This is a genomic window from Stenotrophomonas sp. MYb238, assembly GCF_009496535.1.
Classification (GTDB): domain Bacteria; phylum Pseudomonadota; class Gammaproteobacteria; order Xanthomonadales; family Xanthomonadaceae; genus Stenotrophomonas.
In genome coordinates, this window is the sequence record NZ_WIDL01000036.1 from 1 (window position 1) to 26,579 (window position 26,579).

The window sequence follows — 26,579 nt, forward strand, 5'->3', positions numbered from 1 at the left end:
GGAACAGGGGGCGGCGGTGGACAGCCGCGCCCGGCTTGTCCGGGTGTAGAGACTGCAGCAGGGCGGTGAAGGCGAAGCGACGGAAACGGTTCATTCCCGCCTCCCGCCTTCCCGTTCCCCGCTTCCACGCGCGGCGCGGGCGCGGGGGCCGTGGAAGTATTCGCGGATCCACGGGTGGTCGAGGCGTTCGATTTCCGGCAGCGGCGCGGTGGCGACCACCTTGTGGTCGGCCAGCACCGCGACCCGGTCGCAGATGGCGTAGAGCGTGTCCAGGTCGTGGGTGATCAGGAACACGGTCAGGCCCAGCGCCTCCTGCAGGGTCTTGATCAGGCGGTCGAAGGCGGCCGCGCCGATCGGGTCCAGTCCGGCGGTGGGCTCGTCCAGGAACAGCAGCGGCGGGTCCAGCGCCAGCGCCCGCGCCAGCCCGGCGCGCTTGCGCATGCCGCCGGACAGCTGCGAGGGCAGCTTGTTGAGGGCGTCGGCCGGCAGGCCGGCGAGCTTGACCTTCAGCAGCGCCAGTTCGTAGTGCCAGCGCTCGGGCAGTTCCGGATGGTGTTCCTTCAGCGGCACCTGCACGTTCTCGCCGACGGTGAGCGAGGAGAACAGCGCGCCGTCCTGGAACAGCACGCCGGTATTGCGTTCGATGTGCAGGCGCGCGGCCGGGTCCTCCGAGCGCGCGCCCACGCCCAGCACCTCGATCTGCCCGGCGTCGGGCGTGCGCAGGCCGAGGATGGAGCGCATCAGCACCGACTTGCCGGTGCCCGAGCCGCCGACCACGCCGAGGATCTCGCCGCGGCGCACGTCCAGGTCCAGGTCCTCGTGCACGGTCTGGCTGCCGAAACGGTTGACCAGCCCGCGCACGCGGATGGCCAGTTCGTCGCCGCTGTCGTCGTCCCTGGAGCGGATCGCCATCGTGCCGCTCCCTTACCAGTCCATGTGCATGAACCACAACGCGGCCAGCGCGTCGAGGATGATGACCAGCGAGATCGTCTGCACCACGCTGGAGGTGGTGCGCTCGCCCACCGACTGCGCGGTGCCTTCCACCTTCAGCCCTTCCAGGCAGCCGATCAGGGCGATGATCAGCGCGAATACCGGCGCCTTGGACAGGCCCACCAGGAAATGGCGCAGCTCCATGGTCTCGTGCATGCGCGCGATGTACATCTGCGGCGGGATGCCCAGGTCGAACGCGCCCACGGTGACGCCGCCGGCCAGGCCGGCGACCATGGCGATGAAGGTCAGCAGCGGCAGCATCAGCATCAGCGCCAGCACCCGCGGCAGCACCAGCAGGTCGATCGGGTCCAGGCCCAGGGTCTGGATCGCGTCGATCTCCTCGCGCGCCTTCATCGCGCCGATCTGCGCGGTGAAGGCGCTGGCCGTGCGGCCGGCCAGCACGATGGCGGTCAGCAGCACGCCGAATTCGCGCAGGAAGGCGATGTTGACCAGTTCGACCACGTAGATCTCGGCGCCGAAGTCGCGCAGGATGGTCGAGCCGAGGAAGGCGATCACCGCGCCCACCAGGTAGGACAGCAGCGCGATCAGCGGCACCGCATCCAGCCCCACCTCTTCCATCTGGTGCACGGTGGCGGTCAGGCGCAGGCGCCGCGGTTGCCGCGCCAGCCGCGCCAGCTTGGTCAGGTTCTCGCCGAAGAAACCCATCAGCACCACGATGTTGCCGCCGATGGCGTGCACCGAGCGGCCGAGCCGTTCCAGCGCCGCGGCCACGCCGTAGTCGCGCTGCGGCTTGGGGCGGTCGTCGGCGACCTCGTCGATGGTGGAGACCAGCGGCCGATGCTCGTCGCGGAAGTGCAGCGCGTCGTCGCCCAGCCCGGCGCCGTGCGCGAAGCGGAGCAACTGCAGCACGCCGGCCGAATCGAGCTGGTCGATGCCGCGCGCGTCCAGCTCCCGCACCGGCGACTGGATGCCGCGCAGCACCTCGTTCGATTGCAGGGCGGTGGACAGCGTCCAGTTGCCCGACAGCCTCAGTTGGCCGTCGGTGCCCGGATCCATCGTGCAGTGGGGAGGTTTGGCGTTCTTCATGGGGAGCGTCCGGCGGCGAGCATACCTTGTCGTCCGTCGCGCGCCCATGATGGGCGGCGACATCCTGCCGCGGGAGTCGCCCGGCCTGGTCCGGCCGGGCTCCCGACGTCTTTCGCGGACCTTTGAACAACGTGCCCCCGCACGCCGGCGTACCGCGTGCGGAGGACTGCGCTACGAGGATGCGATGGAGGATGCGATGCGGGTACGGGGCGGCATCGCCGCGCGGCCCTGCCGCCGTCGGCGGACGCGCCGGAAGGGAAACTTATGACGCGCGCGTACTGGTTCTGTGGCGGCCTGCTTCCGGGTGATACTAGCGCGCATGTCCGCCGAAACCATCGCACCCCTCTCCAACCGCGCCACCTACGCGCAGCGCGTGGCCTTCGTCACGGAGATCGCAGGCCGCCTGCACAGCTACGGCACCACGGCGCAGCGGTTGGAGGCGGCGGTGGTCGCGCTGTCGCAGCGGCTGGACCTGGATTGCGAGCCCTGGTCCAACCCGACCGGCATCATCCTCAGTTTCAGCGACCCGACCCAGGCGATCGGCTCCAGCGACATCACCCGGGTGATCCGCCTGGACCCCGGCAGCAACGACCTTCACAAGCTGACGCTGGCCGACCAGATCGCCGATGCGGTGGCCGGCGGGCAGATGAGCATCGCCCAGGGCCATACCGCGCTGCGCCAGCTCGACAAGTCGCCCACCTGGCGCGACAACACGCAGATGCTGCTGTCCTTCTGCCTGGGCTCGGCGGGCGTGGCCGGCATGTGGCGCCTGCCGTGGCTGGACGTCGTCACCGCCGGCTTCACCGGCCTGCTGATCGGGCTGATGCTGTTCTATACCGACCGGCGCGTAGCCACCCGCGAGGCCAGCGACGCGCTGGCCGCGCTGCTGGCCGGTTTCGTCGCGGTACTGGTGGCCAGCTTCATCGGCCCGTTGAACCAGAACTCGGTGATCATCGCCTCGCTGGTGGTGCTGCTGCCGGGCATGGCGCTGACCAACGCGGTCAACGAGCTGGCCAGCCAGCACTGGGTATCGGGCACGGCGCGTTTCGCCGGCGCGCTGACCACGATCATGAAGCTGACGGTGGGCGCGATGATCGCGGTGACCATCACCAGCCTGATCGGCCTGGAACCGCTGGTGCGCGCCTCGCGCCCGCAGCCGGAATGGGTGGAATGGGGTTCGGTGATGCTGGCCGCGTTCGCTTTCGCGATGCTGTTCCGCGCCTCGCGCCGGGATTATCCGTGGGTGATCGCCGCCTCGCTGGCCGGTTATGCCATTTCCCGTTATGGCGGGCAGCAGTGGGGCGGTCCGGCCGGGATATTCCTGGCGGCGATGATGCTGACCGCCGCCGGCAACCTGTTCGGCCGGCTGGCGCAGCGGCCGGGCGCGATCATCCGCCTGCCTGGCATCATCATGCTGGTGCCCGGCAGCATCAGCCTGCGCGGGGTATTGAGCCTGATCCAGCAGCAGAACGTGAACGCCGGCGAATCGGCGCTGCTGACCGTGCTCAACGTGGTGATGGCGCTGGTGGCCGGCCTGCTGTTCGGCAACCTGCTGGTGCCGGCGCGGAAGAATCTGTAAGGCAGGAACCGGTAAAAGCCAGAAGCCGGTAAAAGCGAAGGCATGCCACGCAGCTGCGCCGCCCCTTTTGCTGGCTTCGGTTCCTGCCCAGGGGTTCCTGCGCTTCCCCCTTCCCCGCAAATGGAAACGCCGGCGAAGCGCCGGCGTTTTCAGTTTCGATCACGGGATGATTCCCGTCCCGATCACTTCTGGATCAGGAAATCCTCGACCTTGCGGCCGCCCGAGGTGTATTCGGCCAGCCAGCGCGGCTGCTTGCCGCGGCCGGTCCAGGTGTTGGCGGCATTGGCCGGGTCGCGGTACTTCGGCGCGACCTTCACGCCCTTGTTCGCGCTCTTGGCCGGGGCCTTGGCGGCGCGCGGCGCGCGGGTCGCCTTGGGGGCGCCGGCGCCGAACAGTTCCTCGATGGTGTAACCGGCCTTCTGCGCGGCCTTGACCAGCTGGGTGCGGACCTTGGTGATGGGTTGGCGCTTGGCCACGACGGTCTTGCGCTTCTGCGCGTCGCGGATCAGGGAGGCCAGTTCTTTGGCCGACAGGCCGCTCAGGTCAATACTCATCGAATAGCTACTCCGGATAATGGGGTGGGTATCGCCATTCCGTGGCAGCGCGGCAAAGCATACCGGCTGTTTTACGGAAACGGCAAACGATAATGTGCGCCGGATACTGTTTCCAATAAGAAAAGGCCGGGGGTTTTGCCCCGGCCTTTCCGATTCTCATCCCGCGATCCTGCGCAGCAGGCCGTCCTTGTCCAGGCTCTCGGCCTCGCTGGCCGAGCGCGCCCGGTATTCGTAGGTCCCCGCGGCCAGGCCGCGTTCGGAGACCACGATGCGGTGCGGGATGCCGATCAGTTCCATGTCGGCGAACATCGCGCCCGGGCGCAGGCCGCGGTCGTCCAGCGCGGCATCGACGCCGGCGGCCTGCAGGTCGGCCAGCAGCGCCTCGGCGGCGGCGGTGACGGCCGCATCCTGCTTCGGATTGATCATGCACACCACCGCCTGCCACGGCGCCATCGCCACCGGCCAGACGATGCCGGCTTCGTCGTGGTTCTGTTCGATGGCCGCGGCGACGATGCGCGATACGCCGATGCCGTAGCAGCCCATCGCCATCACCGCGGCCTTGCCGTTCTCGTCCAGGACCGTGGCCTTGAGCGCCTCGGCGTACTTGCGGCCGAGCTGGAACACGTGGCCCACCTCGATGCCGCGGGCGATCTTCAGCTCGCCGCCGTCGCGGGCGCGGTCGCCGGCCACCACGTTGCGGATGTCGGCCACTTCCGGCTCGGCCAGGTCGCGGCCCCAGTTCACGCCGGCGATGTGGAAGCCCTTCTCGTTGGCGCCGACGACGAAATCGGCCATCGCCGCCACCTCGCGGTCGGCGACGATACGGATGGCCCTGCGCGGATCGAGCGGGCCGAGGAAGCCCGGTTCGCTGCCCAGGTAGTCGGCGATCTCGGCCTCGCTGGCCATGCGGTACTCGGCCAGGCCCGCCACCTTGGCCAGCTTGATCTCGTTGACCTCGTGGTCGCCGCGCACCAGCGCCAGCACGAACTCGTCGCCGGCGGTCATCACCGCGATCGACTTGACCGTGCGCGCCAGGGCGATGCCCATCAGCGCGGCGACGTCCTCGCAGGTCTTCTGCGTGGGGGTGTCGACCTTGCGCCGTGCCTCGGTCGCGGCGCCGCGCGGCGCCGGGTCGGCGGCGATGGCGGCCTCGACGTTGGCGGCGTAGTCCGAGCCGGTGGAGAACACCAGCGCGTCCTCGCCCGAATCGGCGATCACGTGGAATTCCTGCGAGGCGTCGCCGCCGATCGCGCCGGAATCGGCCTGCACCGCGCGGAACTCCAGCCCCAGGCGGGTGAAGATGCGGGTGTAGGCGGCCTTCATGTTCTCGTATTCGGCCACCAGGCTGGCCTCGTCCAGATGGAAGGAATAGGCGTCCTTCATCAGGAACTCGCGCGCGCGCATCACCCCGAAGCGCGGACGGATCTCGTCGCGGAACTTGGTCTGCACCTGGTAGAAATTGACCGGCAGCTGCTTGTAGCTGGACAGCTCCTGGCGCGCGAAGTCGGTGATCGCTTCCTCGGCGGTGGGGCTGTAGCAGTATTCCTGCTCCTTGCGGTCCTTGATCTTCAGCAGCTGGCCGCCGAACTTCTCCCAGCGCCCGGTCTCTTCCCACAGCTCGCGCGGCTGGATGGTCGGCAGCTGCAGCTCCACCGCGCCGGCGCGGTTCATTTCCTCGCGCACGATGCCTTCCACCTTGCGCAGCACGCGCAGGCCCAGCGGCGACCAGGTGTACAGGCCCGAGGCCAGCTTGCGGATCATGCCCGCGCGCAGCATCAGCTTGTGGCTGACCAGCTCGGCGTCGGCGGGGGTTTCCTTGGTGGTGTGCAGGTGGAAGCGGGAAAGGCGCATGGGGAGGCTTCACGGAACGGCGGACCGCCTATTCTGCCAGAAGCCCAGGCGCCGCAAGGGCCGGCGCGCGCCGCGCTACTTCTTGCAGTAGACCGCCGCCGCGGCCTCGGCGAGCTGTTTCTGCGCGCTGCGCTGGGTATCGTCCAGCCGCGTGTCCGGCTTGCCGTCGCCGTCGGTGTCCTGCATCACCGGGCCGGTGCCCTGCAGCAGGTCCAGGTTGCGCCGCGCCGCGGTGCATTCGGGCGCCTCGTCGGCCTTGCCCGGTTCGGCCGCGGCCACCGGCGTGCCGGCGGTGGTGATGCGGCGGGTCTCGTAGGTCTGCCCGGCCGGCGGCCGTTCCGAATACTGGGTCACGCCGTTGGCGTCCTTCCACTTGTACAGGTTGCCGCTGCCGGCAAGGGCGCCATGGGCGGCGCTGGCCAGTACCAGCAGGCAGCAGAGGCGGGGCAGGGCGCGCATGGCGTCTCCGGTCGCGTGGACGGGGTGAAGGGTCGATTGCAGCACCCGGTGACGCGGCTGGCAAGTCGATTAAACTGGCCGCATGGACGAAACGAGACCTCCGCCGCGTTCGCGCAGCATCTACCTGCTGCCGAACCTGTTCACCACCGCCGGGCTGTTCGCCGGCTTCTACGCCATCATCGCCGCGTCCAACGGCGATTTCGTCAACGCCAGCATCGCGGTGTTCGTGGCCGGGGTCATGGACGGGCTGGACGGGCGCGTGGCGCGCCTGACCGGCACCAGCAGCGAGTTCGGCGTGCAGTACGACTCGCTGGCCGACCTGGTCAGCTTCGGCATGGCGCCGGCGCTGGTGATGTACCACTGGTCGCTGTCCTCGCTGAAGTTCGATGGCGACGTGATGGGCCGCGTCGGCTGGCTGGCGGCCTTCCTGTACGCGGCCTGCGCGGCGCTGCGGCTGGCGCGCTTCAACACCCAGGTGGGAACGGTGGACAAGCGCTGGTTCGTGGGCCTGGCCAGTCCCGCCGCCGCCGGGCTGATGATGTCCTTCGTCTGGGCCTTCGCCGACGGCGGGCTGGGCTGGAGCGGCGAGGAACTGCGCTACGTGGCGCTGGCGGTGTCCATTGTTGCCGGCCTGCTGATGGTCAGCCGCATCCGTTTCTGGAGCTTCAAGGGCGGTGGCGAGAAGGGCCCGCGCTCGGAGCGCGTGCCGTTCATGGTGCTGGCGCTGGTGCCGATCGTCATCGCCATCATGGTGGTGGACCTGCCGCGCACCCTGTTCGTGGTTGGCGTGCTGTACGCCCTGTCCGGCCCGGCGATGTGGGTGTGGCAGCGCTGGCGCCAGCCGGCAAGCAAGGTGCAGTGAACGCAGCCGCGCCCGCTTCGCCGTGGTCCGCCCAGCAGCAGGCCTGGCTGCAGGCGATGGGCTATGCGGTCTACCTGGAAGGCGGCGCGCTGGATGCGCCGCTGCCGCAGGCGGAGCGCACGACCGCGCCGGCCGCGATGGATGCCGCGCCCGCGCCTGCGCCTGTTGCACCGCGCGCGGCCCCGCCGCCGCGCCGCGAGGCGCCCGTGCGTACGCCGCCCGAGGCGCCGGCCACCGCGCCGGAAGCCCGCCCGGCACGCCGTGGCGGCGGGCTGCGCATGCCCGACCGCCTGCAGATCGCGCTGCTGCGTGCGTCCGGCTGCAATCCCAACGACCCGCAGACCCGCGCGCTGATGGACAGCTGGCCGCTGGCCGAACTGCGCGCCAACCCGGCGGCCAAGCGCGCGCTGTGGCCGCAACTGCGCGCGCTGCGGCGGAAGCAGCGGCAATGAACGCGGTGGCGGCGATGCCGGCACCGCTGCTGCGCCCGATGCACGAAGGCGACCTGGACGCGGTGATGGAGATCGAGCTGCGCGCCTATCCGTTCCCGTGGACCCGCGGCATTTTCCAGGACTGCCTGCGCGCCGGTTATCCGGGCCGCGTGCTGGCCACCGAAGACGGCCTGCTCGGCTACGGCCTGTTGAGCATCGCCGCCGACGAGGCGCACGTGCTCAATGTATGCGTCGATCCGCGGCGCCAGTCGCGCGGACTCGGCCGGCGCCTGCTGCGCGAGCTGGTGCGGGCGGCGCGCCAGCATGGCGCGGTGCGGGTGTTCCTGGAAGTGCGCCCGTCCAACACGGCCGCCATCGCGCTGTACCACAGCGAGGGCTTCAACGAGATCGGCCGCCGCCCGCGCTACTACCCGGCCGCGACCGGGCGCGAGGATGCGCTGGTGATGGCGATGGAACTGGTGGACGAGGACATCGTGCGCATGCCGCCGCTGTAGGCGGTCCGCTCAACCCAGCCGCAGCAGGAACACGCCGGCCACGATGAGCCCGGCGGCGAGCACGCGCCTGCGGTCGATGCGCTCCTTCAGCACGAAGGCCGAGATCAGCAGCGCGAACAGGATCGATGTCTCGCGCAGCGCGGCGATGATCGCCACCGGCGCCCGGGTCATCGCCCACAGCGCGATGCCGTAGGACGCGGTGGTGCCGAAGCCGCCCAGCAGCCCACGTCCCCAGTTGTCGCGCAGATGGCGGCACAGCCGGTCGCGGCCGGTGGCCAGCGCCCACAGCGGCAACGGCAGGCCGGACAGCAGGAACAGCCACAGCGTATAGCTGGCCGCGTTGCCGGACAGGCGCGCGCCCCGCGCGTCGACCAGGGTGTAGGTGGCGATCAACGCGGCGATGGACAGCGGCAACCGCAGGTGACGGCGGCTGCCGCCGCCGGCCATGCCCACGATGCCGGTGCTGACCACGGCGATGCCCAGCCAGCCGCCCGCCGGCAGGCGCTCGCCGAACGCCAGGCTGCCGGCCAGCGCCACCAGCAACGGCGCGCAGCCGCGCATCAGCGGATAGGACAGGCTCATGTCGGCGGCCTGGTAGGCGCGCGCGACCAGGACGTAGTAGCCGGCCTGCAGTACGGTCGATGCCGCCAGCCACGGCCAGCTCGCTGGCGCCGGGGGCGGCAGCCACGGCAGCGCCAGCGCGGACAGGACGGCGGCCCAGCCGGTGACCAGGATCGTGGTCAGCAGCGTGTCGCCGCCGCGCTTGACGATGGCGTTCCAGCCGGCATGCAGGAAGGCGGCGCACAGCACCGCGCAGAAGATCGCCAGCGACATCGCGTGCCCGCGTTGCGGTGGAGCGCGCAGGATAGCCGCAAACGGAAACGCCGCCCGCAGGCGGCGTTTCCGTCACCGCAGACGCGGCTTACAGCTTGGCGCGCTGCTCCTGCAGGCCGGACAGCTGGCTGTTCCAGTCGGCCAGACGCACGCGCTCCTGCTCGACCACCGCCGCCGGCACCTTGTCGGTGAACTTCGACAGCTTGGTTTCGCTCTTTTCCCTCTCCGCCGACACGCGGGCGATTTCCTTGTCCAGGCGCGCGCGTTCGGCATCCAGGTCGACCAGGCCTTCCAGCGGCACCAGCAGCTTCAGCTCGCCGACGATGGCGGCCGCGGCCGGCGGGGTCTGCGCGTCGGCGGCCAGCCAGTCGATGCTTTCCAGCTTGAGCAGGAAACGCAGCTGCGAGGCGAAGCGTTCGACACGCGTACGGTCGGCATCCTGGCCGGCCTGCAGCAGCAGGCGCACCTGCCTGGACGGCGGCACGTTCAGTTCGCTGCGCACACGGCGCAGCGCGCTGACCATGGTCTTGAACCACTCCACGTCGGCCTCGGCCTGCGCGTAGTCGCCGGCGAATTCTTCCGCCGTCGGGTACGCGCGCAGCGACAGCGTGTCGGCGGCGATGCCCAGGCGCGGCGCCACCTGCTGCCACAGCTGTTCGGTGACGAACGGGATCAGCGGGTGCAGCAGGCGCAGCACCGCCTCGAGCACGTACAGCAGGGTGTGGCGGGGGCTGGCCGCGTCCCCGGCGTTGTCGCCGTTGAGCGCGGGCTTGGTCAGTTCCAGGAACCAGTCGCAGAACTCGTTCCAGACGAACTCGTACAGGCACTGCGCCAGCAGGTCGAAGCGGTAGTCGGCGAAATGCTGCTGCGCCTCGCCGCAGACCTTGGCCAGCCGCGAAAGAATCCACTTCTCCGCGTCGGTGACCGGTGCCGGCCTGGCCGCTTCCCCGTTCCCGGTTCCCCGTTCCCAGCCTTCGGTGTTCATCAGGGTGAAACGGCTGGCGTTCCACAGCTTGTTGCAGAAGTTCTTGTAGCCCTCGGCGCGGCCCATGTCGAACTTGATGTCGCGGCCATGGGTGGCCAGCGCGGCGATGGTGAAGCGCAGCGCGTCGGCACCGTGGGCGATGATGCCGTCCGGGAATTCCTTGCGGGTGGCCTTTTCGATCTTCTCGGCCATCTTCGGCTGCATCAGGCCGTGGGTGCGCTTGGCGACCAGGTCGTCGATGCTGATGCCGTCGATGATGTCCAGCGGGTCGAGCACGTTGCCCTTGGACTTGGACATCTTCTGGCCCTGCGCGTCGCGGATCAGGCCGGTGATGTACACGTCCTTGAACGGGATCTGCCCGGTGAAGCTGTCGGTGGCCATGATCATGCGCGCCACCCAGAAGAAGATGATGTCGAAGCCGGTGACCAGCACGTTCGACGGCAGGTAGCGGTCGAAGCCGCGCTGCGCCATGGCGGTTTCGTCCGGCCAGCCGAGCGTGGAGAACGGCCACAGCTGCGAGGAGAACCAGGTCTCCAGCACGTCGCTGTCCTGGGTGAGCGCCACGTCGGCGCCCAGCCCGGCCTTGGCGCGGGCATCGGCCTCGTCGCGGCCCACGTAGCAGTTGCCCGCTTCGTCGAACCACGCCGGGATGCGGTGGCCCCACCACAGCTGGCGGCTGATGCACCAGTCCTGGATGTTTTCCATCCAGTGGCGGTAGGTGTTGATCCAGTTGCCGGGCACGAACCTGATCGAACCGTTCTCCACGAGTTCGAGGCCGCGCCTGGCCAGCCCGTCCATCTTCACGAACCACTGGTCGGTCAGGTACGGCTCGATCACCTGGCCGGTACGGTCGCCGCGCGGCACCTGCAGCTTGTGCGCCCGGGTCTCGACCAGGATGCCCAGTTCCTCCAGTTCGGCCAGGATCACCTTGCGCGCTTCGTAGCGGTCCAGCCCGCGGTACTTCTCCGGCGCGTTCTCGTTGAGCGCGGCCACCGGGGTGAACAGGTTGATCATCGGCAGGCCGTGGCGCACGCCGACCTGGTAGTCGTTGAAGTCGTGCGCGGGCGTGACCTTGACCACGCCGGTGCCGAACGTCTTGTCGACGTAGTCGTCGGCGATCACCGGCACGCTGCGGCCGGTCAGCGGCAGGGTCACGCGCTTGCCGATCAGGTGGGCGTAACGCGCGTCCTCCGGGTGCACCATGACGGCGGTGTCGCCGAGCAGGGTTTCCGGGCGCGTGGTGGCCACGACCAGGTAGCCGCGGGTTTCGCGCAGGGTCTCGTTGCCGTCGGCGTCGAACTCGACGTGTTCGTAGCTGGCGCCGTCTTCCAGCGCATAGGCGATCGACCACAGGAAGCCGTCTTCCTCGACGCTTTCCACTTCCAGGTCGGAGATGGCGGTCTTCAGCACCGGGTCCCAGTTGACCAGGCGCTGGCCGCGGTAGATCAGGCCCTGCTCGTGCCAGCGCACGAACGACTCGATCACCGCCTCGCTCGGGCCCGGGTCCATGGTGAAGGTGCTGCGCGACCAGTCGGCGGAGGTGCCGAGGCGGCGCATCTGCCCTTCGATCACGTTGCCCGAGTGCGCCTTCCACTCCCACACCTTGTCGATGAAGCCCTCGCGCCCCAGCGAGTCGCGGGTCTGACCCTTGCCTTCCAGCGCCAGATTGCGGCTGACCACCATCTCGGTGGCGATGCCGGCGTGGTCGGTGCCCACCTGCCATAGCGTGTCGTAGCCGCGCATGCGGTGGTAGCGGATCAGCGCGTCCATCAGCGTCTGCTGGAACGCATGGCCCATGTGCAGGGTGCCGGTGACGTTCGGCGGCGGCAGCAGGATGGTGTACGGCTCGCCCTTGCCGGACGGCTTGAAGTGCCCGGCCTTTTCCCACGCGTCGTAGAGCGCGGTTTCGAAGGATTTCGGGTCGTAGCTGGAGGCGAGTTGGGTCATGCGGGGAAACCGGGTGGAAGGCGTGGGGAGGGGATCAGCGGAACGCGCCGGTTTTCAGCGCGCGCCTGATCTTCTGGTCGGTGTGGTACTGGCTGACCGCGTAGGCGGCCCAGATCGCGGCCGGAACCCAGCCGAGCAGGGTGATCTGCAGGAGCAGGCAGACGATGCCGGAGATCGGCCGGCCGATGGTGAAGAAGGCCAGCCACGGCAGGAGCAGGGCGATAAGCAGGCGCATGGGTGGTCTCCTTACATGTCGTGCTTGTTGAGCGCGTAGCCGGCGGCCTTGTACTGGCGCCAGCGCTCGCGCAGCGGTTCACGCGCGGCCGGGTCGGCCGGCACCACTTCCAGCACCCGCTCGCAACCGCCCAGGTAAGGTTCGTCGCGCAGGTTGATCACCAGCGGCCGTTCCGGCGCGTCGGCGCCGGGCGCGGCGATCAGCACGATGGCCTCTTCCTCGTCCACGTCCTCGCCGACGATCTGGTGCGGGATGTAGGCGTCCGGATCGAACGACCACAGCAGCTCGTCCAGCTCCTCGGCCTGCGCCGCGTCGCGCGCCAGCACCAGCGTGTACTGGCTGGTGTCGTTGGCCTTGCGCGCCAGCTCGCACACCAGCTTCAACGGCTCGGTGAGGAAGCGGGGCTTGGCGATCAGGTAAAAGTCGGCGCGGATGGTCAAGGCGGGGAACCGGGAACGGGGAAAAGGGAGTGGAAGTGCAAGGGCTGGGGCGGGGAACCGGCGCGGGAAACTTTCATTCCCCGCTCCCCGTTCCCCATTCCCTGCTTCAAGCCACCCGATCCAGCAGCCACTGCGTCAGCAGGCCCACCGGACGGCCGGTGGCCATGCCGCGCTTGCCTTCGTCGCTGGCCACGCCGGCGATGTCCAGGTGCGCCCAGCGCTGGCCTTCGGCGAAGCGCGACAGGAAGCAGCCGGCGGTGATGGCGCCGGCCCAGCGGCCGCCGATGTTGTAGACGTCGGCGAAGCTGGAATCCAGCATCGGCTGGTACTCGTCCCACAGCGGCAAACGCCAGGCGCGGTCGAACACCTGCTCGCCGGCGGCCAGCAGCTCGTTGGCCAGGTCGTCGTGCTTGCTCATCAGGCCGGCGGTCTGGTGGCCCAGGGCGACCATGCAGGCGCCGGTCAGGGTGGCGACGTCGACCAGCGCGGCTGGCTCGAAGCGCGCAGCAAAGGTCAGCGCGTCGCACAGGATCAGGCGGCCCTCGGCGTCGGTGTTGCCGACCTCGATGGTCTTGCCCGACATCGAGGTGATGACGTCGGACGGGCGGTAGGCGTTGCCGTCGATGGCGTTCTCCACCGCCGGCACGACGACGACGAGGTTCAGCGGCAGCTTCGCCTTCACCGCGGCGACGAAGGTGCCGATGACGTTGGCGCCGCCGCACATGTCGTACTTCATCTCCTCGATGCCGCCCTGGGTCTTCAGGTTGACGCCGCCGGTATCGAAGGTGATGCCCTTGCCGACCAGCACGTAGGGCCTGGCGTCGCCGCCGTTGTTCCATTTCAGCACCACCAGCTTCGGCCGGTTGGCCGAGCCGCGGGCCACGGCCAGCAGCGAGCCCATGCCCAGCGCTTCCATCTGCTGCTCGTCGAGGATCTCGGCCGAAGCGCCCTCATGCTCGCTGGCGAACTTGACCGAGGTTTCGGCCAGGTAGGCCGGGGTGCACAGGTTCGGCGGCAGGTTGCCCAGCTCGCGGGCGTATTCGACGCCGGCGGCGATGGCCTGGCCCTGCAGCAGGGCGGTTTCGTCGCTGCCGCTGATCGCCAGCGTCTCCAGGCCCGGGGCGTCGGGCTTCTTCTTGCCCAGGGTGGCGGTATAGCGGTAGCAGGCGTGGTTGGCGGCGATCACGGCCTGGCGGATGTTCCAGGCGGCGTCGCGGCCCTTCACTTCCAGCCCGGACAGGGTGAACAGCGCGCTGCGGGTGATGCCGCTGCGCAGCGCGCGCGCGGCGTCGCCCACGGCCTTGATGTACTGCGGCACGCCGAACTTGGCCGCATCGCCCAGGCCGACCACCAGCACGCGCGGCGCGGTCACGCCGGGCAGGTCGTGCAGCACGGTGGTGTTGCCGGTCTTGCCGCCGACATCGCCGCGCTCCACCAGCGCCGCAAGGCGGCCGCCGGACGCGGCGTCCAGCGCCTGCGCCGCGGGGGACAGCGACTTGTCGGAGAAGGCACCGACGATGACGCAGTCGACCGCTGCGGAGGCCGGGGCGGCGTGGTTCAGGGTGAATTGCAGAGACATTGATCAGATTCCATGGCCAAATCCGTACAATCGCGGACTGTTTCCACCCCTCCAGACCGGCCGGGCGCGCCGCGAACGAAACCGGGAGTTTAAACCACCCACCCCATGGCGAAGCTTGACCGCTACCTGCTGAGCGACTTCATCCAGAGCTTTCTGGCGACCCTGACCGTGCTGCTGGTGGTGAGCGTGGGCGGCGTGCTGGTGGACATCCTGGGGCGCATCGCCGACGGCCGCATGCCCGCCGGGCTGCTGCTCTCGCAGCTGGGCCTGCAGTTCATCGTCTATCTGCCCATCATCCTGCCGCTGGCCCTGCTGCTCGGCCTGTCGCTGGCCATCGCCCGGCTCTACCGGGATTCGGAGATGGCGGCGCTGACCGCCGTCGGCGTCGGCCCGCGGCGCCTGCTGCGCCCGATCCTGATGCTGGTGGTGCCGGTGGTGGCGCTGGTCGGGGCCTGCTCGCTGTGGCTGGGCCCGTGGGCCAACCGCACTGCCGACGCCATGGTCGAGGCGGCCAGCCGCAGCGTGGTGGTGGCCGGGCTGGAGCCGGGCAGGTTCACCCAGCTGTCCGGCGGCGGCATCGTCTACCTGTCCTCGCTGAGCGAGGACGGCGCCAGGATGGGCAAGGTGTTCATCCAGCGGCAGAAGGACGGGCGCATCGACGTGGTCTCGGCCAACAGCGGCGCGATGTTCTTCGAGGGCGAGCGCCAGCGCTTCCTGCGCCTGGAGGACGGCCATCGCGTCGAGGGCCCGGAGAACGGCGCGCTGGACTACCGCCTGATGCGCTACGCCAGCAACGAGGTGGCGCTGCCCGACCGCGACGAGCCGCGCGGGCAGGACGACCCCGAGGTGCTGCCGACCCTGCGCCTGTTCGGCGACGACCGGCGCGAGGCCCAGGCGCAGCTGCACTGGCGCATCACCCCGCCGCTGCTGGCGCTGGCCTTCGCCCTGCTGGCGCTGCCGCTGTCGCGCAGCACGCCGCGGCAGCAGCGCTACGGCAGCATCATGCTGTCCTTCCTGGGCTATGTCGTGGGCATCAGTCTGATGATCAGCGGCCGGCAATGGCTGGCCACCGGCAAGCTGCCGGCGGCGCTGGGCATGTGGTGGCTGACCGTGCCGCTGCTGGCGCTGGCGGTGTGGATGTACATGCGCGACGGCCGGCTGTCGCGCCGCAAGGGAGCGCGCGCATGATGCTGCGCCCACGCATCCACGATTTCTACGTCGGTCGCACCGTGCTGGTCACGGTGCTGCTGACCTGGGCGGTGCTGACCGGGCTGGACGCGATCCTGTCGATGTCCGGCGAGGCCAAGAACATCGGCACCGGCAGCTATACCTTCGGCCATGCCGTCGCCTGGACCGCCTACACCCTGCCGCGCCGCGCCTACACGCTGTTCCCGATGGCCGCGGTGATCGGCGCGCTGATGGGGCTGGGCCAGCTGGCCGCGACCTCGGAACTGACCGCGCTGCGCGCGGTCGGCCTGTCGCGCCGGCGCATCGCCCTGTCGGTGGCCATCGCGCTGTCGCTGATGACCGCGATGATGGTGGTCAATGGCGAGACCCTGGCGCCCTGGGCGCAGGAGAAGGCCGATGCGCTGAAGGCCAGCGCCAAGTTCAACACCGACATGGCCGTGGCGCGCTATTCCGGCCTGTGGGCGCGCGAGGGCGACACCTTCCTCAACGCGCAGAGCGGCGAGGAGCAGCTCACCGGCGATGGCGGCACGCGCCTGCTGCTGCACGACGTGCGCCTCTACCGGCTGGACGCCGACGGCCGCCTGGCGAGCCTGACCCACGCGGTCACCGCCCGCCATGACGCGCAGGGGTGGACGCTGGAGCAGGTGCGGCGCGACACCTTCGGCGAGCGTTCGGCCACCCGCCAGACCATCGCCAGCGAGCGCTGGGACTCGGCCCTGGACGCGGCGGCGCTGGCCTCCGGCCTGGCCAAGCCGCGCAGCCTGACCGCCGCCGAGCTGCGCACCAGCATCGAGTACCGCAAGCGCAATGGCCTGGACGCGCGCGACTACGAGGACACCTACTGGAGCCGCTGGTTCTATCCCCTGAACGTGCTGGCGCTGTGCCTGGCCGCGGTGCCGTTCGCCTTCGGCTCGCTGCGCAGCGGCGGCATGGGCAAGCGCCTGTTCCTGGGCATGCTGTTCGCGCTGGGCTTCCTGCTGCTGCAGATGTTCTTCGGGCGCATGGCCGGCGCGCTCAAGTTCGACTACCGCATCGCCTACGCGCTGCCGCCGATCGTGATGCTGGCCGTGTCCGGCTGGCTGTTCAAACGCCGTTCCAGCTGAGCCGTCGGTGCAGGTACAGAACACGCTCTTCGTAGGAGCGACTTCAGTCGCGAACGGGGCTTGGCCGGCAACACCCGGTCGCGACTGAAGTCGCTCCTACAGGGAACAACCCGCTTTCCCTGCCGCGCTGCGCGCATCGCCGACCGCGTACCGACGTGCGGTCCTGCCACGCGCCGGCGCCACGCTATTCCTGCCTGGGTATGCGCACAAGCCGCGTATTGCTCAAGCGGTCGTGCCGCGCTCCGGGAAACCGGATGAACCGGTTTGCCCGCCGCGCCGCCGCGCGCCAGTGCGACGACGTATCGAGCTATTCCTGCCTGGGTATGCGCACGAGCCGCGTATTGCTCAAGCGGTCATGCCACGTAAGCCGATCCCGGTCGAACAGCGCCCACCAGAATCCCAGCCCGCCGCACAGCAGCGACAGGGTGCCGACCGCGTAGCGCTTCCACAGCATGCCCAGCGACGGCGCGCCGTCGACGCCGCGCACGTACAGCCGCCACGGGCGCATGCCCAGCGTCTGCCCGCCGCGCTTCCAGCTGAGCGTGGCGTACACCCCGGCCACGGTCCAGCAGCACAGCCACAGCAACCATTGCAGCGGGCTGTACGGCGCGATGTTGTGGTGCGTATTGCCGCCGCTCGCGGCCACGTCGAGCAGGGTGAACGGCACGGCGGTGAGCATGCACAGCGCCAGCACCGGCCACAGGTCGTAGAACAGCGCCAGCAGCCGGCGCAGCAGCAGCGGCGAAGGGCGGGGCGGGGATGCGGTGTCTGCGTTCATCGCGCGAGCATACGGGCTGGCGTGCGCGATGTGGATGGGCAGCGGCGCCGGCAATGCCTATGCTGCGCGCGATGACATCGCTTTCCACCGCCGCCGAACGCCGCCAGCTGGCGATGCAGCTGCCGCCATTGCGCGATGAGGACGGCCGCCGCATCCAGCGTTTCCTCGACGCGGTCTGGGCCGAGCAGGGACTGGCGCGGGCGTCGCTGGACAGCTACCGCAGGGACCTGGAGGGCCTGGCGCGCTTCGCGAACTGGCGCGCCGGCCAGGCGCCGGCCCGCACCTCCGCGCAGGGGAGCCTGCTGGCCGGCGTCGACCGCTCCGGCCTGTTCGACTACCTGGCCTGGCGCACCCGCCACGGCTGGTCGCCGCGCAGCAACGCGCGGCTGCTGTCGGCGTTGCGCGCGTTCTTCGCCCATTGCCTGCGCCGCGGCGAACGCGCCGACGATCCGTCCGCCTTGCTGGAACCGCCCAAGCTGCCGCGACCGCTGCCCAAGGCCTTGGCCGAGAGCCAGATCGAGGCCCTGCTGGGCGCCCCTGACGTCGCCACGGCAGAGGGACTGCGCGACCGCGCGATGCTGGAACTGATGTACGCCGCCGGACTGCGCGTCAGCGAGCTGGTCGACCTGCCCGCCAATGCCGTCAACCTGCACCAGGGCGTGCTGCGCGTGACCGGCAAGGGCAGCAAGGAGCGGCTGGTGCCGCTGGGCGAGGAGTCGCGGCACTGGCTGGAGCGCTATCTGGCCGATGCGCGGCCGCAGCTGGCGGCCGGCCGGCCGGTGCAGGCCACCGCCGGCGGCGAGGTGCCGCTGTTCCTGACCCGCGTGCAGAAGCCGCTGACCCGCCAGCAGTTCTGGGCGTTGGTGAAGGCCTGCGCCGCGGCGGCCGGCATCGACCCGGCGCGGATCAGCCCGCACGGCCTGCGCCACAGCTTCGCCACCCATCTGCTCAACCACGGCGCCGACCTGCGCGCGCTGCAGATGCTGCTCGGCCACAGCTCCCTGTCCACCACCCAGATCTACACCCTGGTCGCCCGCGAGCATCTGCAGAAGCTGCACAGCAGGCATCATCCGAGGGGGTGAGGCAAACCGCTTGCGCGGCACTGCCGCGCGGTTTGCCGAACGCCCGGCCATGGATGGCCGGGCCGGAGTATCCGGAGCCAGTGAAGTCCCGCCAAGGACGGCAGCAGCGAACCCGCCGCATCGCGAACGCCCAGCCATGGGCGAATCCGGCATGTTTGTGCGAGGCACCGCCTCGCATGCCGGAAGAGCGCCCGGCGCACTGCACCGGGCCGGCAAGCCGGGCCGGAGTATCCGGGGGCAGTGAAGTCCCGCCAGGGACGGCAGCAGCGAACCCGCTGCATCGCGAACGCCCGGCCATGGGCGAATCCGGCATGTTTGTGCGAGGCACCGCCTCGCATGCCGGAAGAGCGCCCGGCGCACTGCGCCGGGCCGGCAAGCCGGGCAGGGGTATCCGAAAGCCAGTGAAGTCCCGCCAGGGACGGCAGCAGCGAACCCGCGGCACTGCCGTGCGGCCTGCCCAACGCCCCGGCCGCGCCAAGCTGAAAACTGGGCGCCAGCAATGTTGCCGCGCCGCCGCGCACCCGTACCCAGCCGCCTCCTGAGATGCTCTCAGCGACTGCGAACACCCGGCACCGCGCAGCGCCCCGGCAGCATTGGCCGTGGTGACGCCCCGGCCCGCTCTACAGCGGGCCATCAAGCCCGCAGAAACCGCACAGTCACTCGCCGTGTCGCGCAGCAGCGTCACGCTCCTTCACCGGCACTAAGGTGAATGACGCCAACCCAACCACCCCCTGAACGCCCCCGACCCACGGGTATGCGAGAATCGCCCGGTTTTCCACCTCTCAATTCCCTGGAACCCCCATGCTCCGAATCGCCATCGCCGCGCTGCTGGGCGCGATCAGCCTGACCGCCTGCGCGCAGCAGAAGGCGCCCGAAACGGCCGCCGCCGCCACTCCGGCCGCGGGCGAGGGTGCGGTCGACAAGCGGGTGCGCGATGCGCTGCGGCAGCTGGACCCGAATTTCAGCCCCGACTACATCGGCGCCGCGCCGTTCGCCGGGTTCCGCGAGGTGGTGGTGTCCGGGCAGGTGCTGTACGTCTCCGACGACGGCCGCTACCTGATGCAGGCCCAGCCCTACGACATCAACAAGCGCGCCCTGGCCACCAGCGAAGGCCTGCTGGCCTACCGCCGCAAGCTGCTGGCGACGCTGCCGCATTCGGACCGTATCGTGTTCGCGCCGCCGAACGCCAAGTACACCGTCAGCGTGTTCACCGACATCGAGTGCGGTTACTGCCGCAAGCTGCACCAGGACATCGCCGAGCTGAACCGCCAGGGCATCGCCGTGGAGTACCTGGCGTTCCCGCGCATGGGCCTGGGCAGCAAGGACCACACGGACATGATCTCGGTGTGGTGCGCCAGCGACCGCAAGGCGGCGCTGACCGCGGCCAAGTCCGACCGCCCGGTGGAGGCGAAGAACTGCACCAACCCGGTGGCGATGCAATACAACGTCGGCCAGCAGCTGGGTATCAGCGGCACCCCGGCGATCTTCGCCGCCGACGGCACCCAACTGGGCGGCTACCTGCCGCCGGCGCAGCTCAAGGCCGCGCTGGAGCGCATGTCCGGCACCGCCGGCAGCCCCTGATCCGTCGGCCCCGGGGCAGGGCGATGCCGCCGGCGCCCCGCCGCCGTCCGCCCGCCGCGTGGTGGATGTCGGTCCCCAGGCGCGCGGCGCTGCTCGCGCCGCTGCTCCACGCCGGCTGCGCATCGGCGCCGCCCACGTTCGAGGCCCATCGCGTCCCGCTCAGCCGCATCGACCAGCCGGTGCCGGCGAAGATGCCGCGCGCGGATATCGGCTGGAAGATGGTGCAGTACCTGCAGGTCGACGGCGAGGCCCCGGAACCGCCCAACTTCGCCGACCGCTACACCCTGTTCCTGGTCGGCTGCGGCAGCGGTTGCCGCCAGTACGCGCTGATCGACCGCCTCACCGGCAAGGTCTACCCCGGCCAGGCGTTGAACAACGTCCGCTTCGACTACCGGCGCGACAGCCGGTTGCTGGTGGTCACCCATACCGAGGGGTACCGCCACCCGGACATCGTCGATTACCTGGTCTGGAACGGGGCGCGGTGGCGTCGCATCGGCCGCGAGGTCAGGCCGGCGCCCGAAGAATAGGCCGTCGCCGACTTCGGGGACGGGCCGTGCCCAGCGGCGGCGGGCACGGCCGGAAGCCGGCTCCGGTACAATGGCGGGCCCGATTCCCACCATGGTCTCCCGGACATGATCGTCCTCGAGGGCGCAGCCGCCCTTTCGCCGTTCCGCCGCGAACGTCTTGAATCCCGCCTGCAGTCCATCGCCGCCGATCTGCGCATCACCGGTGCCTGGCACGTCTACTTCACCCGGGCGGACGATGCCGCCGCGGTCGACCAGGCCACCCTGGGCCGCATCCTGCAGGGCCAGCGGCAACTGGCCGAAGCTGCCGCCGGCACGGTCACGCGCTACGTGGTGCCGCGGCTGGGCACGCTGTCGCCATGGTCGAGCAAGGCCACCGAGCTGGTGCGCGGCGCCGGGCTGCCGATCCAGCGCGTCGAGCGCGGCACCCGCATCGACCTGGGCGGCTGGCCGTCCGATCCCGCGCAGCAGGCCGCCGTCGCCCGGCTGCTGCACGACCCGATGACGCAGTCGCTGCTGGCCGACATCGGCCAAGCGCAGGCGCTGTTCGACAGTCCGGCGCGCAAGCCGCTGGAGCGCATCGCCCTGGCCGACCTGGAAGGGGCCAACCGGCGCCTGGGCCTGGCCCTGGCCGACGACGAGATCGCCTACCTGCGCCAGCGCTACGCCGAGCTGGGCCGCGATCCGTCCGACGTCGAGCTGATGATGTTCGCGCAGGCCAATTCCGAGCACTGCCGCCACAAGATCTTCAACGCCAGCTGGACCATCGACGGACGGGAGCAGGACCGCTCGCTGTTCCGCATGATCAAGAACACCCACCAGCAGACTCCGCAGCACACGTTGAGCGCCTACAGCGACAACGCCGCGGTGATCGAGGGCGAGCCGGCCGCGCGTTACCGCCCGGACCCGGCCAGCGGCCGGTACCGCAGCGAAGCGGTGGTGCCCAGCGCCTTCCAGATCAAGGTGGAAACGCACAACCACCCGACCGCGATCGCGCCGTTCCCGGGCGCCTCGACCGGCGCCGGCGGCGAGATCCGCGACGAGGGCGCGACCGGCCGCGGCGGCAAGCCCAAGGCCGGCCTGACCGGCTTCTCGGTCTCGCACCTGCGCATCCCGACCCTGCCGCAGCCGTGGGAGGCGCCGCGCGCGCTCAACCCGCGCATGGCGCCGGCGCTGGACATCATGCTCGACGGCCCGCTCGGCGGCGCCGCGTTCAATAACGAGTTCGGCCGCCCGAACCTGCTGGGCTACTTCCGCAGCTTCGAGCTGCCGGAAGACGGCATCACCCGCGCCTACGACAAGCCGATCATGCTGGCCGGCGGCCTGGGCGCGATCGACCGCGTGCAGGTGGACAAGCTGAAACTGCAGGATGGCGACGTCGTCATCGTGCTCGGCGGCCCGGCGATGCTGATCGGCCTGGGCGGCGGCGCCGCCTCGTCGGTGGCCTCGGGCGAGAGCGCCGAGGACCTCGACTTCGCCAGCGTGCAGCGCGACAACCCGGAAATGGAGCGCCGCTGCCAGGAAGTGATCGACCGCTGCGTGGCGATGGGCGCCGACAACCCGATCAAGTTCTTCCACGACGTCGGCGCCGGCGGCCTGTCCAACGCCATCCCGGAACTGCTGCACGACTCCGACGTCGGCGGCGTGATCGACCTGGGCAAGGTGCCGACCGACGATCCCTCGCTGTCGCCGCTGGAACTGTGGTGCAACGAATCGCAGGAACGCTACGTGCTGGGCATCCCGGCCGGGCGCCTGGCCGAGTTCACCGCCATCTGCGCGCGCGAGCGCTGCCCGTTCGCCGCGGTCGGCGTCGCCACCGCCGAGGAACGGCTGGTGGTGGCCTACGGCGCGACCCCGGGCAACATCCCGGCCGATGCACCGATTGATCTGCCGATGGACGTGCTGTTCGGCAAGGCGCCGAAGATGCACCGCGACACCGTGCATCCGGCCGCGCCGCGCTGGCCGCAGCTGAAGACCGCGGGCATCGACCTGCACGACGCCGGCCTGCGCGTGCTCGCGCACCCGACCGTGGCGGCCAAGAATTTCCTGGTCACCATCGGCGACCGCAGCGTCGGCGGCCTGACCGCGCGCGAGCAGATGATCGGCCCGTGGCAGCTGCCGATGGCCGACGTCGCCATCACCCTGGCCGGGTTCGATACCCATGCCGGCGAAGCGATGTCGCTGGGCGAGCGCACGCCCCTGGCCCTGCTCGATGCCGCCGCCTCGGCGCGCATGGCGGTGGGCGAAGCGATCACCAACCTATGCGCCGCGCCGGTGCTGTCGCTGGATACGGTCAAACTGTCGGCCAACTGGATGGCCGCCTGCGGCCACGATGGCGAGGACGCGCTGCTGTACGACGCGGTCAGGGCGGTGGGCATGGAACTGTGCCCGCAGCTGGACATCAGCATCCCGGTGGGCAAGGACTCGCTGTCGATGCAGGCGCAGTGGCAGGCCGATGGCAAGGCCGAGAAGTCGGTGTCGCCGGTGTCGCTGGTGATCTCGGCGTTCGCGCCGGTGGCCGATGCGCGCCGGCAGCTGACCCCGCTGCTGGACCGCGACACCGAGAGCGAGCTTTGGCTGATCGGGCTGGGCGCGGGCAAGCAGCGTCTGGGCGGTTCGATCCTGGCGCAGACCCAGGCCGACCACAGCGCGCTGCCGGCCTTCGCCGGCGAAGTGCCCGACCTGGACGATCCGCAGCGCCTGCGCGGCTTCTTCGAGCTGATCCGCGACGCGCGCGAGGCCGGCCTGCTGCTGGCTTACCACGACCGCAGCGACGGCGGCGCCTTCGCCGCGCTGTGCGAGATGTCCTTCGCCTCGCGCCTGGGCCTGGACATCGTGCTCGACGCCTGGGGCGACGATCCGTTCCGCAGCCTGTTCAACGAGGAGCTCGGCGCGGTGGTGCAGATCGCCCGCGAGGACCGCGCCGCGTTCGCCGACCTGGTCGAACGCCATGCGCTGACCGAATGTGCGCAGCGCATCGCGCGCCCGACCACCGCGCCGGTGGTGCGCGTGCAGCTGGGCGGGCAGAGCCTGGCCGAATGGCGCTGGGAAGCGCTGTTCGACGCCTGGTGGTCGGTGACCCACGCCATGCAGAAACTGCGCGACAACCCGGAAGCGGCCGACCAGGAACGCGCGGTGGCGCGCAACTTCAACGCGCCGGGGCTGAAGCCGAAACTGGCGTTCGACGCGGCCGAGGATGTCGCCGCGCCGTTCGTCGCCACCGGCGCGCGGCCGAAGGTGGCGATCCTGCGCGAGCAGGGCGTCAACGGCCAGATCGAGATGGCCAACATCTTCGAGCGCGCCGGTTTCGACGCCTTTGACGTGCACATGAGCGATCTGATCGAAGGCCGCGTGCAACTGGCGGACTTCCGCGGCCTGGCCGCCTGCGGCGGCTTCAGCTACGGCGACGTGCTGGGCGCGGGCCGCGGCTGGGCCACGTCCATCCTCGAACGCCCGGCGCTGCGCGAGCAGTTCGCCGCGTTCTTCGCGCGTCCGGACACCTTCGCCCTGGGCGTGTGCAACGGCTGCCAGATGATGAGCCAGCTCAAGGCCATCATTCCCGGTGCGGAGCACTGGCCGACGTTCCTGCGCAACCGCAGCGAGCAGTTCGAGGCCCGCACCGCGTTGCTGGAGGTGGTGCAGTCGCCGTCGATCCTGCTGCGCGGCATGGCCGGCTCGCGCCTGCCGGTGGCCGTGGCGCACGGCGAGGGCCGGGCCGAGTTCGACGGCGCGGTGGACCAGGCCGCGGCCAACGTCGCGCTGCGCTACGTCGATGGCGACGGCAAGGTGGCCATGCAGTACCCGCTGAACCCGAACGGCTCGCCGGACGGCATCACCGGCCTGACCACAGTGGACGGCCGCGTCACCATCCTGATGCCGCACCCGGAGCGCACCCCGCGCACGGTCAACCTGAGCTGGGCGCCGAAGGGCTGGGGCGAGGACTCGCCGTGGCTGCGCATGTTCCGCAACGCGCGGGTGTGGTGCGGCTGATCCGGCCGCGCCATCGCCGGGCCTGCGCAACGCCGCAAGCCCGGCTTAGGCCCCCGTAGGAGCGGCTTCAGCCGCGAAGGGGGATTGTCCCGCTGCATTCGCCGCAGTGCCGCGCAGGCGTTGAAGACGGCATCTGCTTGAAAGCCCCATCGCGGCTGAAGCCGCTCCTACGGGTGCGCGCCGTTCCGGGCGGCTGCTAGAGTCCGGTGCGTCGGTACCAGGGAATCGCCGGTCGTGACCACTTCCGCACCATCCGTTCCACCCCATGCCGGGATCGCTGCATGACCCTGCCGGTGATCCTGTTGCCGGTGGGCGTGGACGATGCGGCGCTCGATGCCTGCCTGGCGGCACTGGAAGCGGCCACGCCCGCCGGCACGCCGGTCTGGCTGGCCGACGACGCGCAGGGCGGGCCGCGCGTGCAGGCGGTGATCGAGCACTGGCTGGCGCACACCGCGCTGCAGGCCGAATACACCCGGCGCCCGCGCGCCATCGGGCAGTCGACGCACCTGGAACAGATGCTGCAGGCCTGCGGCGACGCCGACGTGGCGGTGCTGGCGCCCGACGCCTTGCCGCTGCCGGGCTGGTTGCAGCAGCTGTGCGACTGCCTCGCGCGCGATGCCTCCATCGCCACCGCCACGCCGTGGAGCAACGCCGGTGAGACCGTGGCCTGGCCACGCGCGGGCGAACTGAATCCCCTGCCGGCCGACGCCGCGCGGCTGGCGCGCGCCTGCGCGGCGATGCCGCTGCTGCATCCCGAACTGCCCTCGGCCGTTACCCATGCGGTGCTGATACGCGGCAGTGCGCGGCGCCGCGCCGGCGGGCTGGATACCCAGAGCTGCGCCTCGTGGTACGCGGCGCTGGTAGACCTGAGCCTGCGCATGAGCGGGCTGGGCTGGCGCAACGTGCTGTGCGACAACGCCTTCGTCGGCCGCCGCGACGAGGGCCGCCCCGCCGACGGCGACATGGAAGTGCTGGCCAACCGCTGGCCCACCTGGACCGCGCGGCTGGCCGGGTTCCTGATGGACGATCCGCTGCACGCCCATCGCCGGCAACTGCTGCAGGCGTACGAGCAGGCGGACCTGCCGGCGCTGCAGCCCGACCTGTTCGGCGGCGAAGACGCACCGGCGGAGACGCAGCCGTGAGCGCATCGATCGCCGTCGTCGTCGTCAGCTACCAGAGCGCGGCGACGCTGGACGAGTGCCTGCAGCGGCTGCGCGGCGCGCGCGACGTGGCGCAGATCCGCGTGGTGGACAACGCCTCCGGCGACGGTTCGCTCGGCATCGTGCAGCGCCATGCCCTGGCCGACGCGCGCGTGCGTTTCATCGCCAATCCCGACAACCCCGGTTTCGCCGCCGCCTGCAACCAGGGCGCGCGCGACAGCGACGCGCCGTGGCTGGCCTTCGTCAATCCGGATCTGATGGTCGAAACCGATACGCTGGCGCGCCTGCGCGACCTCGGCCTGCCGCTGGGCGACTGCCTGCTCGGCGTGGAGCAGGTGGACGAGCAGGGCCGGCCCGATGCGGCGGTGCGCCGGCGCGATCCCGATTTCGCCGCGATGCTGCGCAATCCGGCGGCCGGCGCGCGGCTGGCGCTGGCGGCCGATCCGGCGCAGCCGCTGCAGCCGGTGCCGGCGCTGTCCGGCGCGCTGCTGCTGCTGCCGCGCGCGCTGTTCGACCGCATCGGCGGCTGGGACGCGGGCTACCGGCTGCACGCCGAGGACCTGGATCTGTGCCGCCGCGCGCGCGAGGCCGGGGCCACCGTAGCCATCGCCAATGCGCTGGCGGTGCTGCACGTGCGCGGGGTCTCCAGCCGCGCGCGGCCGTTCTTCGTCGAATGGCACAAGCACCGCGGGCTGTGGCGCTATTTCCGCAAGTTCGAGGCGCCGCGGCGCAGCCTGCCGGTGCGCGCGGCGGTGTGGTGCGCGATCTGGGCGCACGCAGCCGCGCAGGTGCCCAGGCTGCTGCTGCGCTGAGATCGTCCGCCCGTGCCGTGCCGTGCCGTGCGGGGCGGGGCGAAGGGGCGGGG

22 protein-coding genes and 1 pseudogene are annotated in these 26,579 nt (G+C 70.5%); 12 read left to right on the forward strand and 11 right to left on the reverse strand.

What is annotated here, in order from left to right; all coding sequences use genetic code 11:
* Positions 1-90: 90 nt before the first annotated feature.
* Entirely contained in the window at positions 91-912 is an 822-nt protein-coding gene (locus CQ393_RS17175) for an ABC transporter ATP-binding protein (RefSeq protein WP_153193411.1), read from the reverse strand.
* Between the two features lie 12 nt (positions 913-924).
* Positions 925-2,037 (reverse strand): ABC transporter permease, encoded by a 1,113-nt coding sequence (locus CQ393_RS17180; RefSeq protein WP_153193413.1) that lies wholly within the window; start codon positions 2,035-2,037, stop codon positions 925-927.
* A gap of 319 nt (positions 2,038-2,356) precedes the next feature.
* Here CQ393_RS17180 and CQ393_RS17185 point away from each other — a divergent pair, with 319 nt between their 5' ends.
* Complete coding sequence (locus tag CQ393_RS17185; protein ID WP_153193415.1) at positions 2,357-3,616, forward strand: threonine/serine exporter family protein; 1,260 nt, start codon at positions 2,357-2,359, stop codon at positions 3,614-3,616.
* A 185-nt stretch (positions 3,617-3,801) separates the two neighbouring features.
* Here CQ393_RS17185 and CQ393_RS17190 read toward each other — a convergent pair.
* The 3 genes and pseudogenes from CQ393_RS17190 to CQ393_RS17200 all read right to left on the reverse strand — a co-directional run.
* A pseudogene (locus CQ393_RS17190) lies at positions 3,802-4,170 on the reverse strand (H-NS histone family protein); the annotation flags it as partial.
* A 156-nt stretch (positions 4,171-4,326) separates the two neighbouring features.
* Positions 4,327-6,021: a proline--tRNA ligase gene (locus tag CQ393_RS17195; RefSeq protein WP_153193419.1), complete on the reverse strand. Its 1,695-nt coding sequence runs from the start codon at positions 6,019-6,021 to the stop codon at positions 4,327-4,329.
* A gap of 75 nt (positions 6,022-6,096) precedes the next feature.
* On the reverse strand, positions 6,097-6,480 hold the full coding sequence (locus CQ393_RS17200) for a DUF4124 domain-containing protein (RefSeq protein ID WP_153193421.1): 384 nt from the start codon (positions 6,478-6,480) through the stop codon (positions 6,097-6,099).
* 82 nt (positions 6,481-6,562) lie between these two features.
* Between CQ393_RS17200 and pssA the strand changes: the two genes are divergently transcribed.
* The 3 genes from pssA to rimI are packed head-to-tail and all read left to right on the forward strand — an operon-like array spanning position 6,563 to position 8,288.
* Positions 6,563-7,342 carry a CDP-diacylglycerol--serine O-phosphatidyltransferase gene (gene pssA, locus CQ393_RS17205; RefSeq protein WP_153193423.1) on the forward strand — a complete coding sequence of 260 codons (780 nt, stop codon included), beginning with the start codon at positions 6,563-6,565 and terminating at the stop codon, positions 7,340-7,342.
* A gap of 56 nt (positions 7,343-7,398) precedes the next feature.
* Positions 7,399-7,794 carry an alanine acetyltransferase gene (locus CQ393_RS17210; protein WP_153193452.1) on the forward strand — a complete coding sequence of 132 codons (396 nt, stop codon included), beginning with the start codon at positions 7,399-7,401 and terminating at the stop codon, positions 7,792-7,794.
* Positions 7,791-8,288 carry a ribosomal protein S18-alanine N-acetyltransferase gene (rimI, locus tag CQ393_RS17215; protein WP_153193425.1) on the forward strand — a complete coding sequence of 166 codons (498 nt, stop codon included), beginning with the start codon at positions 7,791-7,793 and terminating at the stop codon, positions 8,286-8,288. The genes CQ393_RS17210 and rimI overlap by 4 nt, the downstream gene beginning before the upstream one ends.
* 9 nt (positions 8,289-8,297) lie before the next feature.
* On the opposite strand, the gene CQ393_RS17220 is transcribed toward rimI, so the two are convergent.
* From CQ393_RS17220 to CQ393_RS17240, 5 genes are all read right to left on the reverse strand, one after another.
* Entirely contained in the window at positions 8,298-9,122 is an 825-nt protein-coding gene (locus tag CQ393_RS17220) for an EamA family transporter (protein ID WP_153193427.1), read from the reverse strand.
* Between the two features lie 88 nt (positions 9,123-9,210).
* Entirely contained in the window at positions 9,211-12,054 is a 2,844-nt protein-coding gene (locus tag CQ393_RS17225) for a valine--tRNA ligase (protein ID WP_153193429.1), read from the reverse strand.
* A 34-nt stretch (positions 12,055-12,088) separates the two neighbouring features.
* On the reverse strand, positions 12,089-12,289 hold the full coding sequence (locus CQ393_RS17230; RefSeq protein ID WP_153193431.1) for a YqaE/Pmp3 family membrane protein: 201 nt from the start codon (positions 12,287-12,289) through the stop codon (positions 12,089-12,091).
* Positions 12,290-12,300: 11 nt separating this feature from the next.
* On the reverse strand, positions 12,301-12,723 hold the full coding sequence (locus tag CQ393_RS17235) for a DNA polymerase III subunit chi (protein ID WP_343200027.1): 423 nt from the start codon (positions 12,721-12,723) through the stop codon (positions 12,301-12,303).
* Between the two features lie 112 nt (positions 12,724-12,835).
* The gene (locus CQ393_RS17240; RefSeq protein ID WP_153193435.1) at positions 12,836-14,308 is read right to left on the reverse strand and encodes a leucyl aminopeptidase; all 1,473 of its coding nucleotides are present in this window, start codon (positions 14,306-14,308) and stop codon (positions 12,836-12,838) included.
* A gap of 105 nt (positions 14,309-14,413) precedes the next feature.
* On the opposite strand from CQ393_RS17240, the gene lptF reads away from it, so the two are divergent.
* A complete protein-coding gene (gene lptF / locus CQ393_RS17245; RefSeq protein ID WP_153193437.1) occupies positions 14,414-15,496 on the forward strand; it encodes an LPS export ABC transporter permease LptF in 1,083 nt (360 codons plus the stop codon).
* A complete protein-coding gene (gene lptG, locus CQ393_RS17250; RefSeq protein ID WP_153193439.1) occupies positions 15,493-16,599 on the forward strand; it encodes an LPS export ABC transporter permease LptG in 1,107 nt (368 codons plus the stop codon). Before lptF ends, lptG begins: the two co-directional genes overlap by 4 nt.
* A gap of 307 nt (positions 16,600-16,906) precedes the next feature.
* Here lptG and CQ393_RS17255 read toward each other — a convergent pair whose 3' ends face one another.
* Positions 16,907-17,377 carry an RDD family protein gene (locus tag CQ393_RS17255; protein ID WP_153193441.1) on the reverse strand — a complete coding sequence of 157 codons (471 nt, stop codon included), beginning with the start codon at positions 17,375-17,377 and terminating at the stop codon, positions 16,907-16,909.
* Between the two features lie 71 nt (positions 17,378-17,448).
* On the opposite strand from CQ393_RS17255, the gene xerD reads away from it, so the two are divergent.
* The 6 genes from xerD to CQ393_RS17285 all read left to right on the forward strand — a co-directional run bounded on the left by xerD (position 17,449) and on the right by CQ393_RS17285 (position 26,526).
* Entirely contained in the window at positions 17,449-18,459 is a 1,011-nt protein-coding gene (gene xerD, locus CQ393_RS17260) for a site-specific tyrosine recombinase XerD (protein WP_153193443.1), read from the forward strand.
* 801 nt (positions 18,460-19,260) lie between these two features.
* Positions 19,261-20,040 (forward strand): DsbC family protein, encoded by a 780-nt coding sequence (locus CQ393_RS17265; RefSeq protein ID WP_153193444.1) that lies wholly within the window; start codon positions 19,261-19,263, stop codon positions 20,038-20,040.
* 65 nt (positions 20,041-20,105) lie between these two features.
* On the forward strand, positions 20,106-20,567 hold the full coding sequence (locus CQ393_RS17270; protein WP_153193446.1) for a hypothetical protein: 462 nt from the start codon (positions 20,106-20,108) through the stop codon (positions 20,565-20,567).
* Positions 20,568-20,672: 105 nt separating this feature from the next.
* Positions 20,673-24,554, forward strand: a complete 3,882-nt coding sequence (purL, locus tag CQ393_RS17275; protein WP_153193448.1) for a phosphoribosylformylglycinamidine synthase — start codon at positions 20,673-20,675, stop codon at positions 24,552-24,554.
* A gap of 281 nt (positions 24,555-24,835) precedes the next feature.
* On the forward strand, positions 24,836-25,696 hold the full coding sequence (locus CQ393_RS17280; RefSeq protein ID WP_153193450.1) for a glycosyltransferase: 861 nt from the start codon (positions 24,836-24,838) through the stop codon (positions 25,694-25,696).
* Positions 25,693-26,526 (forward strand): glycosyltransferase family 2 protein, encoded by an 834-nt coding sequence (locus CQ393_RS17285; RefSeq protein WP_194269706.1) that lies wholly within the window; start codon positions 25,693-25,695, stop codon positions 26,524-26,526. Before CQ393_RS17280 ends, CQ393_RS17285 begins: the two co-directional genes overlap by 4 nt.
* The last annotated feature ends 53 nt before the right edge of the window (positions 26,527-26,579 follow it).